The following is a 14,252-nucleotide window of genomic DNA, read 5'->3' as shown; positions in this document are numbered from 1 at the left end:
CACCTCAGAACTGCATTTTTACGAGGCTCTCATCAATCTTCCTCTTTCCAGAAACGTACTCTTCCACAAGTTTTTCTACGTACCTCCTCGCTCCCTCTATGTCCTCTCTGCTTACGAGCTTCCTGAACTCTGGATCGGCAGCAATTACAAAGTAGAGTTTCATTCTGAGCTGTACAGGTACGTTGTTGGCTTTCATGTACTGCTTGAGGTGGTACATCGCCTTGAGGAAGTAGAGGGTTTCTTCATCCTCCTCGAGCATTTTTCTGAAAGAATCTCTAACTTTTCTTGCAACGACACCACTCTTGCCCTCAGTAGTTACGGCAAAGCGGATTCCCTCAACTTCCCCCTCGAACGGCACAACGACTTCTGTCTTCTCTGCATCGTTTGCGAGGTTTACGAGGGTTTTGTGCTTTTTTGCAATATCAATTATGAGGTCGTTAACTTCAAGATTTGGAATGGCTACTGTCACGAGATCACTCCAGGAAAGTAGCTCCTCGAGCCTCCTCCTGTCGAATGCATCACCCTCAATCAACTCAACTTTTCCGGCCTTTTCAAGTTCCTTCAATTCATCGCTGAACGCGAGGCTGAGCACCTTAACGACGGCTCCAGCCTCTATGAACTTCTTAGCTCTTGAGGTACCAACTCCGCCTCCACCGATTATCAAGACTTTCTTTCCTTCGAATTCGATGAAGAGGGGAATTCTCATCGGCGTGAGTTTAGTAGGGGGTTAAAAATACTTTTCATTCTCCGGCCTCGGCGGCTCTGAACACGAAGGTGCAGTGCTCGTTGCCCATTGCTATACATTCTACTTCCTCGCCTTCAAGCTTCTTGTCCAGAATGCCCTCAAAGAGACCCCACATGTAGCCAAATATCATCCAGCACATGGGCTGCTTCGCAGGTTCTCTTCTCAGCCTTCTGTAGCCGTCACCTTCAAATGAGTCAAAGATTCTCACCTTTATTTCCTCGCAATTCACGTCTGCATCTATGTTGCCCCACGCAAAGCCCTTCGCCCATATCGCCAGCATGTTCTTTGCGATCTTGCAGGCTTTATCTCTTGTAAGTTCACCCTTCTCCTTCTGGTATCTCTTCCTTATTGCCTTTCCGGCCCTTAGACCACCGTTTCTGGCTGCGTTGAGGATCAGTCCCTTTGCAGCAACACCAACGATTCTCATGAGATCAAGGTAAAGACCCACAAGAAACGTGTTGTACATCGCCGCCACGTGAGCCTTCTCTATGAAAATCACCTTGCCATTTTCATACCTCAGAAAGACATTTACTATCTCTTCCCTCGTCCAGTTAGTGATGTCCTCACTGACGAGAACCTCAAACGGATCTACCATGTTCTCACCCCTTCAGGAGTTCTTTAACTTTTTCACTCGCTCTTCCCAGTTCGAGAAGAACCAGTCCGAGATTTGCCTTTGGAGTGGTCATAGCAACCAGCAGAGCCTTACTTCCAGCCCCAGTTGCTATTATTTTTCCGTCTTTACCCTCTACAATCACTCTGTCGGGAATCCCTTTTCCAAGTTCTGAAGTTGCTGTCTCAGCAGCACCGAGCATCGTAGCAGTCATTGCTGCGAAAGCTTCAGCGTTAACGCTTTGCGGAATGTCTGCAGCGATGAGCAACCCATCTCTCGACACGATGGCCGAGGCTTCAACATCTCCAACTGATTTCAAATCCTTCAGAACGTTTTCGAGCATCTCCCTAAGACTCGCCATACTTACCACCTATGAGTAGATTTAACAGAGCATCTATAACTTCGTACACACCTTTCTTATCTCTCGCAACCGTAGGAATTACCGGTACGTTTTCGGGCAGAGCCATTCTTTTGCGAATCTCCTCTGGACTCAATGCACCTGGTAGGTCTTGCTTGTTTGCAGCGATAACGTAGGGTAGGCCAAAGCGGGTAGTTGCTTCGAGCATCTGCTTCGCCCTCGGGAATGTCTCCGGGCGAGTTGAATCAACAACGAGTATAACTCCAAGCGCTTCTTTACCCAGAAACTTGAGCAGTGGGTCGAACCTCTCCTGTCCAGGCGTGCCGAAGATGTCTATAGAGAAACCCTTGTACTCAACGTGTCCGTGGTCTAAAGCTACAGTTGTGCCGAGTCTATCGACGGATACAGCCCTGTCCGAGACGGCATGTACGAAACTCGACTTTCCTGCGTTAAATGGCCCGGTAACGAGAATCTTGGGTATGTATGCTCTAATTCCTCCGGGCTTTACGAGCCTGAAAAGGACGGCCTTTCCTTCAACGTCAACCCAATCGGCCTTTAAAAGGCCATAGTAGTGTCCGAGCACAACCCTGTGGTGGATTCCTCCAACACTAACGACAGCATTGGACATGTCTTTTACTTGTTGGATGACCTTGTCTGAGTAAGGCCAGGCGACGAAGCTTATAACGAGACACGAATCGTTCAGGGCTGCATGCTGTACCCACCCTTCTGCAATCCCAACGAACTCCTCGCCACAGACGTCAATCATGGCGGATAGAGTAATAACGACGAGGTCGTTTTCTTTAACCACTTTTCTGATTGTTTCGTCGAGTTCGGTGGGGTTGGAAGGGTCTTTGACAACGTATCTTTCTCCTGAAATGTCTCCAACAAAACCGGAGTACGCATCAACCATTGAGAAGTTCGGAAAGTCATCGAGTTCCCAGCCGAATTCCCTAAATCTGTTCCTAACGCTTGCAGGGGTCATTGTTGAGGTTACGTAGGCGCACTTGTAGCCTTCCTCAAGGTTTGTGTAGAGAGTTTGCATTGCAAAAACGTCCCCCTCGACTTCGGGATCAATGTAGTACGTCAGCGTCTTTCCTCTGGGTAGCTCACGTAAAATCTCTTCGAGAACAGGGATACCTACCTTCATGCTATCACCACTATTCTGTCTTCCTCAACAGTAAACTCCATCCATTCCGTCCTGACAGAAGAACTTATGAACCTGAAAAATCTCCTGCCGTCTTCTTCCTTGAGTTCAATTATTCCACTAAATAGCTGCTTTAGTGTTGCGGTCGTCTTGTCGTCGTGCATACCCTCTTCTACAACATAGAGCCCGATGGCTCCAGCGGCCCTCAGCCTGCTCGTTAGCACGTGAAGAAACCTGAATACCGTTTGAGGGTTGAGATACATTAGAAGAGTAGATATCGTATCAAAAGTCAGGAGAACTTCTCTTACACCAGATCTCCAGTAGTCTTCGAGAAATCCATTAACCCTCACCGAGATTCCAGTCAAATCCATTATCGAGACTCTTTTTATCGTATCTGTGTCGGAGATATCGTCCATCATCGCTTTCGATACGCAGTCGATAATCCTGAAATCCTCGAGACCCACACCCTTGAACCAGTCTATGAGCGTCTCTGCTGTATCTTTCGTGGAAATGTAAATCCCGCCAAAACCGCTGCTGACCTTCTCATAAAAGAGGTTCCTGACGAAAATGGATTTTCCTATAAGCGGAGGGCCGTAAACCATGAGGTTGCTGCCCGGAGGAACGTCAACATTTATGATGTCAAGTTTCACCATGATAATGATTAGCAGCAGCGACTATTTAAACCTTTGCCCCCTTAATCTTATCCCGGTGCACGATCCTCGTCAGGAGCAAACTCAACTCGAAGAAGACAACCATTGGAAGGGCTACCATTAACTGCGTGAAAACGTCTGGTGGAGTTATTGCAGCCCCTATCACAAAGAATGTCACGTAGAAGTGTCTTCTGTAGTACGTCAGCGTTCTGTATTCGACTATGCTGTTTCCGACGAGAAAGAGCATCACAAGAGGCATCTGAAAAACGATGCCAAAAATCGTGAGCATCAACACAACAAAGCTGACAAATTCAGAAAGAGAATACAGGGGAATTACTCCCTGTTTCTCAGCGCTACCGTAGAGAAATACCAGAAAGAACTTCAGAAGGAAATAGCCGTAGATCACACCGAGTACAAAGAGAATAGCCGATACCAAACCATACCTAACTGCCTGGCTTTTTGTAACTGAAACATTTTCCAGCAAATCTGTTCTCGTTTTTAAGGTTCTATAGGAAAGGTGCAAAATGTATGGCAGAGCTACAACAATTCCAAATATTAGCGAGATTTTAAGCTTCAAAATCAGCCCTTCAAGGGGTCTCAGGTATATGGGTGAGGCACTAACTTTCAAAGCTATCTTTGAAAGCTCTTTCAACGCCTGAGATGCATTTTTCATAGCCGACTCGTTGTTTGGATTCGCTACATAACTATCGAGGATACTTGCAATTCTTTTTAGCTCACTTGAAACGTGAGAAATTTCCTCCAGGTTTCTGCTCTGTTCTACATTTCCGGGATAGAGGTCATCCACGACCTTTGTAAGAAGAGGATCTGCAACGAAAGCGAAGACTATCGCCCACGTAATAGCGATGATAGCAAGGACCTTGATGAGCTTCATTCTAATGGCAAGAAGTACTTCAGCTGCCTCGCTCGCAGTAAAATCTGCCATCGCTGGTTGTTGGACAAGGAGTATTTAAACTTTGGTCATCGCAGCATCGTCAGCTACCAGCAAAATTTTTTTATCCCCTTTGACCAATTAACGCCCAAGCCGCCGTGGCTCAGCTGGCAGAGCGGGTGACTTGTAATCACCAGGTCGCGGGTTCAAATCCCGCCGGCGGCTTGCGATTTTTTAGATACGATTTTCTTACGAGTAGTTAAGAGTATTGAATTAATTTGGGAAATATAATAAAGAATTGTTCCTCTCTGCAACCCGTAAGGAGCATGGGCGAAGTATTAGATTTTATCAGTCTCCACTCTCGTAGTCGTTGGTAATTTCGTAGTTGTAGCGGTTCCAGTATCCGAAAGAGGGGACACTCTGCAGACACTTCAGTTTTTGCCACCTCATTCCTTTGTGCATTACGAGAACCTTTAACGTCACTGGCATGGCTATCGACTTGAAGCTCGAGGGCTCCTCCATTTCGTCCTCGCCTATAGTGTTGAGCAGAAAGTACCTGTAACTTGTAAAGCCGGTCAGGCATAATCCGGAACGGCTACCCCACTCCATCAGTGCTGTGAAATCGATGGGGGCTGCCACTGCCTGCTGTCCCACGTGGGAGTAGGGATTGTGGCCAAAGCTGTCCTCGCTGAAGCACGCTATTCTGAGTTTCCTCGAGTAATACTCCTCCACGGGCAAACCATAGTCGATGGCTATAAGAAAACCCTTCTCAATCGCCTCACCGATTCTTTCGACAATCTTCGCAGCGTCAACACATGCAGGAAAGCGCGTAACCTCTATATAAGGGGCTGCGTATTCGAGAAAGCTACGAAGATCTTCAGAGGGATCTCTGAGGATTTCTGTAAGTTCAGAATCGACATAGACTTCTTTTCCTCCATCTACGAGGTGAAATGGAAGAGACGTAAAGAACTCGTTGGCAACTACAACGCCTGTAAAGCCATCTTCAAGCCCTTCAACGTCGTTCAGTGTTCTCAGCTCGATGATGTCCCCACCACACTTTTCGAGCATATCCTCAACCGCTGCTTCGAGTGCCACTCTCCTGAGGCACTTTTCGTAGTTGTCTTCGTACTCGCATCTCACGTAGTATCCTACCTCGGGATGGTAGAGGAGAAGCCAGACGAAGTCCCTGAAGCTAACAGGGCCATTTTCCGCTATAAACCGGGAGATTATCTCTTCAGGGTTCATGGAAGAATACCCCTTGCTTCTTTACCAGCCTTCTACCACCGCAAAAAGGACAGTAGAGGTTGGGTATATGCATAGGGCCGGAATAACCGGTCGTCCTTCTAACCACTATGTCAAATTCAGACCCGCATCGTGCGCAGTAGAGATTATCGAGCTTCATATTTGAATTTTGCACGTTAACGTATTAAAACTTTTGTCGTAATTTTATTTTTACGTGACATCTGCTGTCTATGCTGGTTGATGAAAAATGGGTTAGATTTCGTCCGGGATACTCGGGCTCAGGACGTTGAACATTACCTGTGATGCAGTCTTGAGCTTTCTTCTCACAGGGCGCATTTCGTATGGATATATAACGAGCACGTCATCGACGAATCTGTCATAGCCAAATGCCTTTTTCAGAAATGCAGCGTGACGCTTATTTCTCACGTAAACGAGCACGTTTCCGGAAATGTTGCACATCTCGAGGATTATGGGGATGCTAAACTTGTCCCACTCATCCCTGTCAACGTGCTGGGCTATAAACTCCAGTTCCTTCCTCTCAATGAGGTACTCGTTTCCATCCCTTGCCCTGATGGTTGGATACTCCTCCTGCAGAAGTTCGGCAAGCGACTTGCTCTGCCTCGGCAGGTGCTTGTTAACAGCTTCAATCATTCTGGCAAGCGCTCTTTCCGACATCATTTCCTCCATTTAAGCACCACCTTTCCCGATTTCAGATCATAAGTCCTGCTTGCATCCCCGTTTCTAACGCTAAGCTCGAGAGTATCGAAGCTCCCTATCAGTGCGAGGGGCTCGCCTTCTTCAACACACGAGTACGTTTTTACGAGAGGAAATTCTGCACTACCAATGTAAAAGCCTTTTGCATCCAGCTTTTTAACGAGGTCTGCTGGAACATTGGTAACGGCATTACCGAACCTGTCAACAAAAAGAATCCGGCAGTGAATTTCGTCACCGCTAACCCTGCAATCGTACAGCTCCAGCTTTTTCATTTCCTCTGTTTCAATTTCTTCAGCCACATCCTCCAGCTTACCCTCGAAGGCAAGGGCTGCAGCGGGGGCGAAGACGTCCCTTCCGTGAAAGGTTGTTGAGCTGGATGCAAAGGTGAACGTTTTGTCTTCAATTATCTTCCATACCCTTCTTATTCCATCATCCACGCACGCAGGATAGAGAATGCCGTTGTCTGGGCCGATGAAGAGGTGATTTTTGCATTCGATAGCTATTGCTCTCCTGCTGCTTCCAACGCCCGGATCGATGACGGCAACATGAATGGAGGGAGGAAAGAATCGGTAGGAATGGAGGAGTAGAAAAGCTCCCTGATATACGTTCTGAGGCTCAACTCCGTGCGTAATATCAATTATCTTTGCGTCGGGAGCTATGCCGAGGATAACTCCTTTCATTACTCCGGGATAAAAGTCTCCGAAGTCCGTCAGGAACGTAATGGCGTTGAACTTCTTCACCATCTCCCCCAGTGCGTTAGCTCCTGAATCGGATACCTGCTTCTTCTCTCCGGCTTTTCTGCCGGGTAGCCAATGGGAACAATGGCTATCGGCCTTGCGTATTCGGGAATCCCGAGGATGTTTGACACGGCAACCTCATGGAACGCTCCAACCCAGACTGCTCCAAGCCCGAGGGCGTGGGCTGCAAGCAGTATGTTTTCAACTGCCGCCGTCGCGTCCTGCTCCGCGTAGAGCCTTCCCCTGTCGCCGTAGATGCGCATACTCCTTGGATAGTTTGCACAGACAACAATTACGACGGGCGCGTCAGCGATAAACATCTGTTCAAGAGCAGCGATGGCAAGCTTCTTTTTCGTGGCAGGGTCTTTAACAACGATGAAATCTCTCGCCTGAAGGTTTCCCGCTGACGGAGCAGCGTTACCAGCATTCAGAATTTCAAGAATCACGTCGTCAGGCACTTCAGCGGGCTGGTATCTTCTTATTGAAACCCTGTCGTAAATAAGCTTTAGACACTCCCGCATTTCAACCATGGGAATTCGTAGGCGTAGTAGTATAATTATGTTATGTTGTGTTATCCTGAATCTTCTGAACTAATGTAAAGACTCATGTCCACAGGCTTTGCGGAGTGAATAATGTAACCGGATGAAAGGACATCAACGCCCGTCGAAGCGTACTCTTCTACGTTCTCTGGCCTTATTCCCCCTGAAGCTTCGAGGATTACCTTGTCTCTCAGGCCGAGCTGTTCAAGAGTTTCCACTGCCTTCCTAATCTCGTCAGCGTCCATGTTGTCAAACATGATTATGTCCGCCCCCTCTCTTGCTGCAGCAATCGCCTCATCGACTGTTCTGACTTCGATCTCGATTTTCTTCGTGAAGCTCGCAGCTTTTGCAAGCCGTATCGCCTTCCCAACGCCTCCCGATACTGTGATGTGATTGTCCTTTATTAAAACACAGTCACCGAGGTTAAAGCGGTGTGGGTCGCCACCACCTATAACGACGGCTATTTTCTCGAAAAGTCTGAACCCTGGTGTAGTTTTCCTCGTCGCAGCCACTCTGATGGATGGGTTGATCTTCTTTGCCTTCTCGACAATATCTCTCGTTGTCGTAGCTATCCCGCTCATGCGCATGAGAATATTTAGCACTGTCCTTTCAGCCATGAGAACGTCTCCCGCCCTGCCTGTAACTGCCATTACTGTCTGTCCTCTCTCAACTTCTTCCCCGTCTCTCAAAGCTTCAATAACTTCAACCCCGACGATTTCAAAGGCTATTTTCGCAACTTCAATGCCTGCAACAACTCCTCGCTGCTTTGCGACTATTTTCGCCTTAACATCCTCCTTGGGAACAGGAGTGATATCCCCAAGATACAGGTCTTCCTCAAGAAATCGCCTAACGTGTTCTTCGATTATGAAGCGGGGAATAGTGAACATATCAGGTCCCGATTACAATCTTCTGTCTCAAGTTCTTAAGAGTTCTCACAGCAGACAGTGCAGCAAGGTAGCTTGTCTTGGGATTCTGTGGAGATGGAACGTTGTTTGTTGTAGTTACGATCTCACCAAAGGAGCCTTTTGCCCTTATCTCGTGAATGTTCGTCCTTAGTCCGGGATCGGCGATTATCCTGACTTTCGTTCTGTCAAAGCCCACCCCGGCAAGGCTAACTATTGCGGCAACGTTTATGTTCTGGGGGAAAAGCACTACTGCTTCCCTCGCGCTCCCTTCGAAGAGAAGAGTTTCCTCTTTAATATCCTCCGGCTTGATTCCGGCCGATTCGAAGAACGGCGCTCCCTTAAGACTTTCAGGGTTCTTTCTCGTCGTAAGAACGACTTCCTCTATCAGATCCGCAACGGCTTTAAGGGCATCTATTCCTGCAACTGCCCCCGAGGGCAGATAGATCTTGTGAGAGTTCCTTTCCGCTGCTTCTATAATTCTTTTCAACAGTTTACCGTCCGCGAGAGCTCCGACGGACATTATCATCAGATCGGCTTTTTCGAGAACTCTCTCCGCGTACATGGCAACGGCCTGCTGGGATGCAGCCTCAACAACAACATCCATTTCTACTTCGAGAAATTCGTCAAAGGTTTTCGCTGCTATAGCATTACATCTGGTGGCAAGCCTTTCAGCCCTATCAACATGTCTGTCGAAGAGGGCGACTATATTTGCAAATCCCTCGCTTACCGCAGCACCGACTATAACGCTGCTTATCGCCCCGCAACCAATAACTCCAACCCGCATCAGGCTACCTCAAGCATTCTCCTTATTGCTTTCCTTGCTCCATCTGCAATCTCCAGATCAATTTTAACCACGTTTTTCTCGTTCAAGAGGACATCGTGGATTCTCTCGAGGGTGTTGAGCTTCATCTCTATACACGTGGTGTGTCTGAGAGGTATGAACTCCTTTCCCTCGATCTCTCTCCGCATACGCTCTATCAGCCCGATTTCAGTTCCAACAACAAACTTCTCTGCATCACTCTCCATTGCGTAGCGGTACATCTGACTCGTCGAACCAACGAAGTCTGCTGCGATCTGTACTTCGGGATCGCACTCGGGATGAACGATAATTTTCGCATCTGGATGGGCTGAGCGTGCATTTCTGACATCCTCAATTCGGAACGCCTTGTGGACGTAGCAGTAGCCGTGAGAAGGAACAGCAATAACCTTCTTTCCGGTTTTTCTGGCTGCAAACCAGGCAAGATTCGCGTCGGGCCCAAGCATGACCGTATCGCTGTCGAGAGATTCAACCACCTTCGCTGCGTTGGCTGACGTGCAGCATATGTCTGCCTCAGCTTTCGACGCAGCATAGCTGTTTACGTAAATTACAAATGGACATCCTGACCTTTTTGCTTCCACAACCTTCTCCGGAGGAAGCTGGGCAGCCATTGGACATCTTGCATCTTTTGAGGGAATCAGAACGAGCTTATCAGGATTGAGAACGGCTGCTGTTTCAGCCATGAAGTCAACACCGCAGAAGACGATTATGTCTGCCTTCGTCTTAGCTGCAGTCCTTGCCAGCTCAAGGCTATCTCCGATAAAATCAGCTATTTCCTGAATTTCTGCATTCTGGTAATTGTGCGCAAGTATTACGGCGTTCTTTTCATCTTTTAGCTTGAGTATCCGCTTTTTGATCTCCATCGAACTTATGTTCGAAAGATTGATATTTAATACTTTGCAAGTAATTTCGATGGGGTCGAAGGCAAGGGAGAAAATTCTGGAATTGCTCATGATCAGAAAAAGCGACGGGATCATGCAGAGCGAGATATGCAGCGAGCTCAGACTTTCGAAGTCCACAGTTTCGGAGATTCTGGCCGATCTCGAGAAGAAGGGAGAAATAGTAAGGGAGAGGATAGGTAGGGCTTATAGAATCTGGCACGCGAACTTTGCACCTTTTCCTGTAAAAGGTCAGGTGAGAGTTGGTGTGCTGAGAGCAGCAGAATATCCTCACGTGCTCCTTGCGGCAGAGGAAGTAAACGCAAGGGTAATCGTCTTCGATAATGCCTTAGAGCTAACGAGGAGTCTTGCGCTTGGCAGCATAGACATCGGCGTTTCGCCACTTATCACTCAGGTTCTATTTGGTCTTCTGCTCAAGTCTTTAAAGATTCACGCAGTTGTGGCGTACAACGGAAGTGGCGTCGTAAGTAGAAAGAAAATAGAGAAAGCCAGGACTTTTGCAACTACGGAGCTTTCGGCCATGGAGAACAACCTCAAGCTTTTCCTCGAAAGGACTGGCATAGAAGCCGTAAAAATAAGGTACTTCAGTTCAGCAGAAAGGATGATTGCAGCGTATGAGCAGGGAGAATTTGACGCCATAGCGGTTTGGGAGCCGTACTTTACGCTTCTCGATGGCTACAAGTACGAGTTCAGAGAGGTAGTAGGTGAATTTCCCTGCTGTTCCATGGCTTCAAATGCTAACTTCTACAGCGAACACAAGCAACTTGTCGTGGAGTTTACGGAGAAGATCAGGGCATGCTTGAGGAGTATGAGTGAAGAACAAGCCGTTGAAGTGGTGAAGCGTCTTGGCTTTAAGGAGATAGGAGACGAGTGCATAAAAGGGGCAATTAAAAATTACCGCTTCTCTGCGGAAATAGATACGGAGGACGTGAAATACCTCGAAAACTACGGGATAAAACTGACGGAAGAGAACATCAGAACTCTGATAGTTTCCCTGTAGTTTTTAACTGCGATCCAGTTTAGACTTCCCTAATCAGGCGCGGCTCCTTTTCCATCACTATCCTGAAACCTAACTCACTGAGAAACCTCTTTGTTTCGCCCCGCCCGTGAAGCATAACCTCGAGCAGGTCGTCGTAGGTGTCGATGTCAACGCTGGCGAAGAACGAGTCGTAAACGCTAACCTTTGCTCCAGCTTTTTTGGCCATTTTAACGTGCTTGAGAAAACTTCCGTAGTGGTAAGACACCCTGAAAGGAATCCTGACAAGCAGCATGTTGGTTCCACCCTTTCTTCCCGGAGCTATCACGACATCCCCTTCTGTCTCTACAAAGCCTTTAACGATTTTTCTGTTAATTAAAGGGAGATCCGACATTATAACGGCTGTTTCCGGCTGCAGAACGGCATTGACTGCCTCATCAAGAGGGCGGGGGTCAACAATTAAGTCGGCAAATGGTTCAATTTCGTCCCTCAGGTCTGCAGGAAGCTCACTTGCGAGAACCGATGTAGGATAATCGCGAACAGCCGAAAGAACATCTTTAAGCATGCAGACTGCAAGTCTTTGCCTTTCTCCTTCGCTCAGGTAGTCGGCGAGCCTCGATTTCGGGTTCGATGGGCGGAAGGGGATGACGATGTGCACCATCGTAGCTTGTAGTGCAGGATGTTAAAAAAGTTGTTTGGATTGATGGCTGCACACACCCTTACGATCTCGCCACCTCAACCAGCTTCGCCACAAGCTCCCGCCTGATCTTCGAATTTCTCCCGTTCTCACACACGGCAGTCCTCACACCGACAATATCTGCTCCCAGCTTTTTTAGAACGGGGATGTCCTCAAACTGTATGGATCCGGCAAGGGCGCAGAAAAGGTCGTTTGAGTGCGCCAGCTCAACGAAGGTCGCAAGCTCCTCAACCCCCATGTGGTCAAAAAGCCTGCTGCCGTCCTTAACAGCGGTATCAACCATAACACCGTGAGCTCCAGCGTTGCGAACGACTTCAGGAAGCTCGAGAGGAGAGATGGATCCTATTCGCCTGAAGTCTGCATAGCCTGCAACGACGACCTTTGAGCCAAATTCATTGACTGCGTTTACAACAGCCCTGACAAGCTTAAAAGCTTCGTCTTTCCTCCTAACTCCGTAAAGCCCGACCTTCACGTAGTTGGCTCCGCAGGAAGCTACGGCAAAGGCTGCAAGGCTTGCAGTTCCGGGTTTGAAGTCCATGTCACCAATTGTCGCGCTGACTTCTTTGCCGTGCTCCTTCACGACTTTTGCGATGTCTCTTATAACCCATGGATAGTTCGCACCCAGCGACCCTTCTGCAGGGTTCTTCACGTCTATTATGTCTGCTCCACCCTCAATGGACTCAATGGCCTCCTGAACGTCTGCCGGACTTACGAGCACGAGCATTGATAGGCTTCCGCATACTATATTTATAAGTCTGTTGTTCTCTCCTTCGTGAAAGTCTACTTTGTAATGGACATACTGAACGGCGAGGTTGTGAGGGCTGTAAGAGGGGAGAGGCAGAATTATCGACCTGTTCACTTAACGAGTAGAGTTGTGACGAGTAGCGATCCGCTCGAGGTCGTAAGCACGTTGAATCCAAAGAGAGTTTACGTTGCAGACCTCGACGCAATAATGGGCAGGGGGAGCAACGTAAACACAATCACATCAATGATTCCCTTGTGTGAGGAGCTGATTGCCGACTGCGGATTCAGAAGTGTTGAAGATACAGTAGACCTGCCGTTTACACCAGTCCTCGGAAGCGAGACGTTTGACCTCAGAAAAATCGAGGATGGATTTTACGTGAGCCTCGACGTAAGGGATGGGCTTATGGATGCTTCGAACTCCTTCAATAACGTTGAAGAGGCAGTAGAATGGCTTAACTCCTTCAGGCTGAAGGGCGTAATAGTCCTGAGCATCGGAAACGTTGGGACTCTCTTTCCCAACTTCAGGCTCGTGGAGAAAGTGGTGGGATTATCTACCAATCCTGTGCTTGCAGGCGGCGGAATAAGGAGTGTGGAGGACATCGAAAGGGCTGAAAAGATGGGATGCGACGGCGTTCTCATTGCCACAGCCGTTCACGAGGGTCTGATACCGCCGGATGTTCTGAGGTAGTTCGCCATGCATGGAACAGAATAAAAAGCCTAAAACTTATATCCCATTCCGCAAAACAGCCTGTATGCGGATCATCGCGGGCACATCATCGCCACTGCTTGCCAAAAGGATTGCAGATGAACTGAACGTACCGCTCGCAAAAACTACTTTCAAGCGCTTTCCTGATGGCGAGCTGTATGTAAAGGTCGAGGATGTTGACAACGAGGTAATCGTGGTTCAGAGCGTAACGTCAAACGACGACCTCGTCTGTCTCATGCTTCTCTTTGATGCTCTCGAATCGTGCGATATAACAGCAGTCGTGCCATACATGGGGTATTCGAGACAGGACAGGAAGTTTTTTGATGGTGAAGCGATCAGCATACGGGCCGTTGCGAGGCTCATCGAAAGCTACGCGAACAAGGTTATTTCGGTCAATCTGCACAGCAGAGAAGCGGCAAGCCACTTCAGGAAGCTTGAAGAGGTCGATGCAATGGAGCTGATAGGAGAACACTACAGAGACGAGGATGTTGTCATGATCTCACCAGATTTTGGCTCGCTGGAGAGGGTAAAGCGCGCAGCCAAAGCTGCTGGATGCGAGTTCGATTATCTGGAAAAGAGGAGAATCGACGCGGAACACGTTGAAATCACTCCAAAGAGCCTCGACGTTGAAGGAAGAAGGGTCGTGATAGTTGATGACATAATATCGACCGGAGGAACTATTGTCGAGGCTGCGAAAGCCCTCAGAGCAGAGAAAGTTGAAGCTGCATGCGTTCATGCTGTTCTTGCGTCGAACGCTCTCAACAAGCTCTATGCTGCGGGCGTTGCAAGAGTTGTTGCGACAGACACAATCGAGAGGGCTGTAAGCGAACTCAGTGTTGCGACGCTGATTGCTGAAAAGTTGCGCTCGTGATTTTGCTGA

General features: G+C 48.2%; 19 protein-coding genes and 1 tRNA gene. 4 read left to right on the top strand and 16 right to left on the bottom strand.

What is annotated here, in order from left to right; all coding sequences use genetic code 11:
• Positions 1-4: 4 nt before the first annotated feature.
• Genes ARCVE_RS08115 through tatC form a run of 6 tightly spaced genes read right to left on the bottom strand, consistent with a single transcriptional unit; the run spans position 5 to position 4,450 of the window.
• Positions 5-706 (bottom strand): precorrin-2 dehydrogenase/sirohydrochlorin ferrochelatase family protein, encoded by a 702-nt coding sequence (locus tag ARCVE_RS08115; RefSeq protein WP_013684290.1) that lies wholly within the window; start codon positions 704-706, stop codon positions 5-7.
• A 34-nt stretch (positions 707-740) separates the two neighbouring features.
• On the bottom strand, positions 741-1,340 hold the full coding sequence (locus tag ARCVE_RS08110; protein WP_013684289.1) for a V4R domain-containing protein: 600 nt from the start codon (positions 1,338-1,340) through the stop codon (positions 741-743).
• Between the two features lie 4 nt (positions 1,341-1,344).
• The gene (locus ARCVE_RS08105) at positions 1,345-1,716 is read right to left on the bottom strand and encodes a roadblock/LC7 domain-containing protein (protein WP_013684288.1); all 372 of its coding nucleotides are present in this window, start codon (positions 1,714-1,716) and stop codon (positions 1,345-1,347) included.
• The gene (locus ARCVE_RS08100; RefSeq protein ID WP_013684287.1) at positions 1,703-2,860 is read right to left on the bottom strand and encodes a GTP-binding protein; all 1,158 of its coding nucleotides are present in this window, start codon (positions 2,858-2,860) and stop codon (positions 1,703-1,705) included. The genes ARCVE_RS08105 and ARCVE_RS08100 overlap by 14 nt, the downstream gene beginning before the upstream one ends.
• Positions 2,857-3,510, bottom strand: a complete 654-nt coding sequence (locus tag ARCVE_RS08095; protein WP_013684286.1) for an RAD55 family ATPase — start codon at positions 3,508-3,510, stop codon at positions 2,857-2,859. The genes ARCVE_RS08100 and ARCVE_RS08095 overlap by 4 nt, the downstream gene beginning before the upstream one ends.
• A 25-nt stretch (positions 3,511-3,535) precedes the next feature.
• Positions 3,536-4,450, bottom strand: coding sequence for a twin-arginine translocase subunit TatC (gene tatC / locus ARCVE_RS08090; protein ID WP_013684285.1), 915 nt, complete (start codon positions 4,448-4,450; stop codon positions 3,536-3,538).
• 98 nt (positions 4,451-4,548) lie between these two features.
• On the opposite strand from tatC, the gene ARCVE_RS08085 reads away from it, so the two are divergent.
• Positions 4,549-4,621: transfer RNA gene (locus ARCVE_RS08085), tRNA-Thr, on the top strand.
• Between the two features lie 123 nt (positions 4,622-4,744).
• Here the strand turns inward: ARCVE_RS08085 and ARCVE_RS08080 are convergent.
• The 8 genes from ARCVE_RS08080 to nadA all read right to left on the bottom strand — a co-directional run bounded on the left by ARCVE_RS08080 (position 4,745) and on the right by nadA (position 10,213).
• Positions 4,745-5,641 (bottom strand): SAM-dependent methyltransferase, encoded by an 897-nt coding sequence (locus ARCVE_RS08080; protein WP_013684284.1) that lies wholly within the window; start codon positions 5,639-5,641, stop codon positions 4,745-4,747.
• Entirely contained in the window at positions 5,631-5,798 is a 168-nt protein-coding gene (locus ARCVE_RS11545; protein ID WP_013684283.1) for a hypothetical protein, read from the bottom strand. Before ARCVE_RS11545 ends, ARCVE_RS08080 begins: the two co-directional genes overlap by 11 nt.
• Positions 5,799-5,890: 92 nt before the next feature.
• Positions 5,891-6,325, bottom strand: coding sequence for a DUF61 family protein (locus ARCVE_RS08075; RefSeq protein WP_013684282.1), 435 nt, complete (start codon positions 6,323-6,325; stop codon positions 5,891-5,893).
• Entirely contained in the window at positions 6,313-7,095 is a 783-nt protein-coding gene (locus tag ARCVE_RS08070; protein WP_013684281.1) for an SAM hydrolase/SAM-dependent halogenase family protein, read from the bottom strand. The genes ARCVE_RS08075 and ARCVE_RS08070 overlap by 13 nt, the downstream gene beginning before the upstream one ends.
• Positions 7,089-7,619 (bottom strand): nitroreductase family protein, encoded by a 531-nt coding sequence (locus ARCVE_RS08065; protein WP_013684280.1) that lies wholly within the window; start codon positions 7,617-7,619, stop codon positions 7,089-7,091. Before ARCVE_RS08065 ends, ARCVE_RS08070 begins: the two co-directional genes overlap by 7 nt.
• Before the next feature lie 41 nt (positions 7,620-7,660).
• Positions 7,661-8,515 (bottom strand): carboxylating nicotinate-nucleotide diphosphorylase, encoded by an 855-nt coding sequence (nadC, locus tag ARCVE_RS08060; RefSeq protein WP_013684279.1) that lies wholly within the window; start codon positions 8,513-8,515, stop codon positions 7,661-7,663.
• Between the two features lies 1 nt (position 8,516).
• Positions 8,517-9,317, bottom strand: a complete 801-nt coding sequence (locus ARCVE_RS08055; protein WP_013684278.1) for an aspartate dehydrogenase — start codon at positions 9,315-9,317, stop codon at positions 8,517-8,519.
• Positions 9,317-10,213, bottom strand: a complete 897-nt coding sequence (nadA, locus tag ARCVE_RS08050; protein ID WP_013684277.1) for a quinolinate synthase NadA — start codon at positions 10,211-10,213, stop codon at positions 9,317-9,319. Before nadA ends, ARCVE_RS08055 begins: the two co-directional genes overlap by 1 nt.
• A 49-nt stretch (positions 10,214-10,262) precedes the next feature.
• Here nadA and ARCVE_RS08045 point away from each other — a divergent pair, with 49 nt between their 5' ends.
• On the top strand, positions 10,263-11,249 hold the full coding sequence (locus tag ARCVE_RS08045; protein WP_013684276.1) for a DUF7343 domain-containing protein: 987 nt from the start codon (positions 10,263-10,265) through the stop codon (positions 11,247-11,249).
• 19 nt (positions 11,250-11,268) lie between these two features.
• Here the strand turns inward: ARCVE_RS08045 and cofC are convergent, their stop codons facing one another.
• Both cofC and ARCVE_RS08035 read right to left on the bottom strand, forming a co-directional pair.
• Positions 11,269-11,886 (bottom strand): 2-phospho-L-lactate guanylyltransferase, encoded by a 618-nt coding sequence (cofC, locus tag ARCVE_RS08040; RefSeq protein ID WP_013684275.1) that lies wholly within the window; start codon positions 11,884-11,886, stop codon positions 11,269-11,271.
• A 58-nt stretch (positions 11,887-11,944) separates the two neighbouring features.
• Positions 11,945-12,646 carry a (5-formylfuran-3-yl)methyl phosphate synthase gene (locus ARCVE_RS08035; protein ID WP_013684274.1) on the bottom strand — a complete coding sequence of 234 codons (702 nt, stop codon included), beginning with the start codon at positions 12,644-12,646 and terminating at the stop codon, positions 11,945-11,947.
• A 48-nt stretch (positions 12,647-12,694) separates the two neighbouring features.
• Here ARCVE_RS08035 and ARCVE_RS08030 point away from each other — a divergent pair, with 48 nt between their 5' ends.
• Positions 12,695-13,354, top strand: a complete 660-nt coding sequence (locus ARCVE_RS08030) for a HisA/HisF family protein (RefSeq protein WP_013684273.1) — start codon at positions 12,695-12,697, stop codon at positions 13,352-13,354.
• Between the two features lie 64 nt (positions 13,355-13,418).
• Positions 13,419-14,243 (top strand): ribose-phosphate diphosphokinase, encoded by an 825-nt coding sequence (locus ARCVE_RS08025; protein ID WP_013684272.1) that lies wholly within the window; start codon positions 13,419-13,421, stop codon positions 14,241-14,243.
• Positions 14,244-14,252: the final 9 nt, after the last annotated feature.

The sequence above is a fragment of the Archaeoglobus veneficus SNP6 genome, from assembly GCF_000194625.1.
In the GTDB taxonomy this organism is placed as follows: Archaea; Halobacteriota; Archaeoglobi; order Archaeoglobales; family Archaeoglobaceae; genus Archaeoglobus_C; species Archaeoglobus_C veneficus.
Note: the sequence above shows the minus strand (reverse complement) of the source record. Positions and strands in the feature narration are given on the sequence as shown.

What these genes read in the sequence shown, in the direction of transcription:
- nadC (WP_013684279.1), bottom strand. Translation starts at nt 8,515, where the DNA reads ATGTTCACTATTCCCCGCTTCATAATCGAAGAACACGTTAGGCGATTT.
- ARCVE_RS08080 (WP_013684284.1), bottom strand. Translation starts at nt 5,641, where the DNA reads ATGAACCCTGAAGAGATAATCTCCCGGTTTATAGCGGAAAATGGCCCT.
- ARCVE_RS08070 (WP_013684281.1), bottom strand. Translation starts at nt 7,095, where the DNA reads ATGGTGAAGAAGTTCAACGCCATTACGTTCCTGACGGACTTCGGAGAC.
- ARCVE_RS08105 (WP_013684288.1), bottom strand. Translation starts at nt 1,716, where the DNA reads ATGGCGAGTCTTAGGGAGATGCTCGAAAACGTTCTGAAGGATTTGAAA.
- ARCVE_RS08045 (WP_013684276.1), top strand. Translation starts at nt 10,263, where the DNA reads ATGGGGTCGAAGGCAAGGGAGAAAATTCTGGAATTGCTCATGATCAGA.
- ARCVE_RS08095 (WP_013684286.1), bottom strand. Translation starts at nt 3,510, where the DNA reads ATGGTGAAACTTGACATCATAAATGTTGACGTTCCTCCGGGCAGCAAC.
- ARCVE_RS08110 (WP_013684289.1), bottom strand. Translation starts at nt 1,340, where the DNA reads ATGGTAGATCCGTTTGAGGTTCTCGTCAGTGAGGACATCACTAACTGG.
- tatC (WP_013684285.1), bottom strand. Translation starts at nt 4,450, where the DNA reads ATGGCAGATTTTACTGCGAGCGAGGCAGCTGAAGTACTTCTTGCCATT.
- ARCVE_RS11545 (WP_013684283.1), bottom strand. Translation starts at nt 5,798, where the DNA reads ATGAAGCTCGATAATCTCTACTGCGCACGATGCGGGTCTGAATTTGAC.
- cofC (WP_013684275.1), bottom strand. Translation starts at nt 11,886, where the DNA reads ATGGTGCACATCGTCATCCCCTTCCGCCCATCGAACCCGAAATCGAGG.
- ARCVE_RS08075 (WP_013684282.1), bottom strand. Translation starts at nt 6,325, where the DNA reads ATGGAGGAAATGATGTCGGAAAGAGCGCTTGCCAGAATGATTGAAGCT.
- ARCVE_RS08100 (WP_013684287.1), bottom strand. Translation starts at nt 2,860, where the DNA reads ATGAAGGTAGGTATCCCTGTTCTCGAAGAGATTTTACGTGAGCTACCC.
- ARCVE_RS08065 (WP_013684280.1), bottom strand. Translation starts at nt 7,619, where the DNA reads ATGGTTGAAATGCGGGAGTGTCTAAAGCTTATTTACGACAGGGTTTCA.
- nadA (WP_013684277.1), bottom strand. Translation starts at nt 10,213, where the DNA reads ATGGAGATCAAAAAGCGGATACTCAAGCTAAAAGATGAAAAGAACGCC.
- ARCVE_RS08055 (WP_013684278.1), bottom strand. Translation starts at nt 9,317, where the DNA reads ATGCGGGTTGGAGTTATTGGTTGCGGGGCGATAAGCAGCGTTATAGTC.
- ARCVE_RS08115 (WP_013684290.1), bottom strand. Translation starts at nt 706, where the DNA reads ATGAGAATTCCCCTCTTCATCGAATTCGAAGGAAAGAAAGTCTTGATA.
- ARCVE_RS08025 (WP_013684272.1), top strand. Translation starts at nt 13,419, where the DNA reads ATGCGGATCATCGCGGGCACATCATCGCCACTGCTTGCCAAAAGGATT.
- ARCVE_RS08035 (WP_013684274.1), bottom strand. Translation starts at nt 12,646, where the DNA reads ATGCTCGTGCTCGTAAGTCCGGCAGACGTTCAGGAGGCCATTGAGTCC.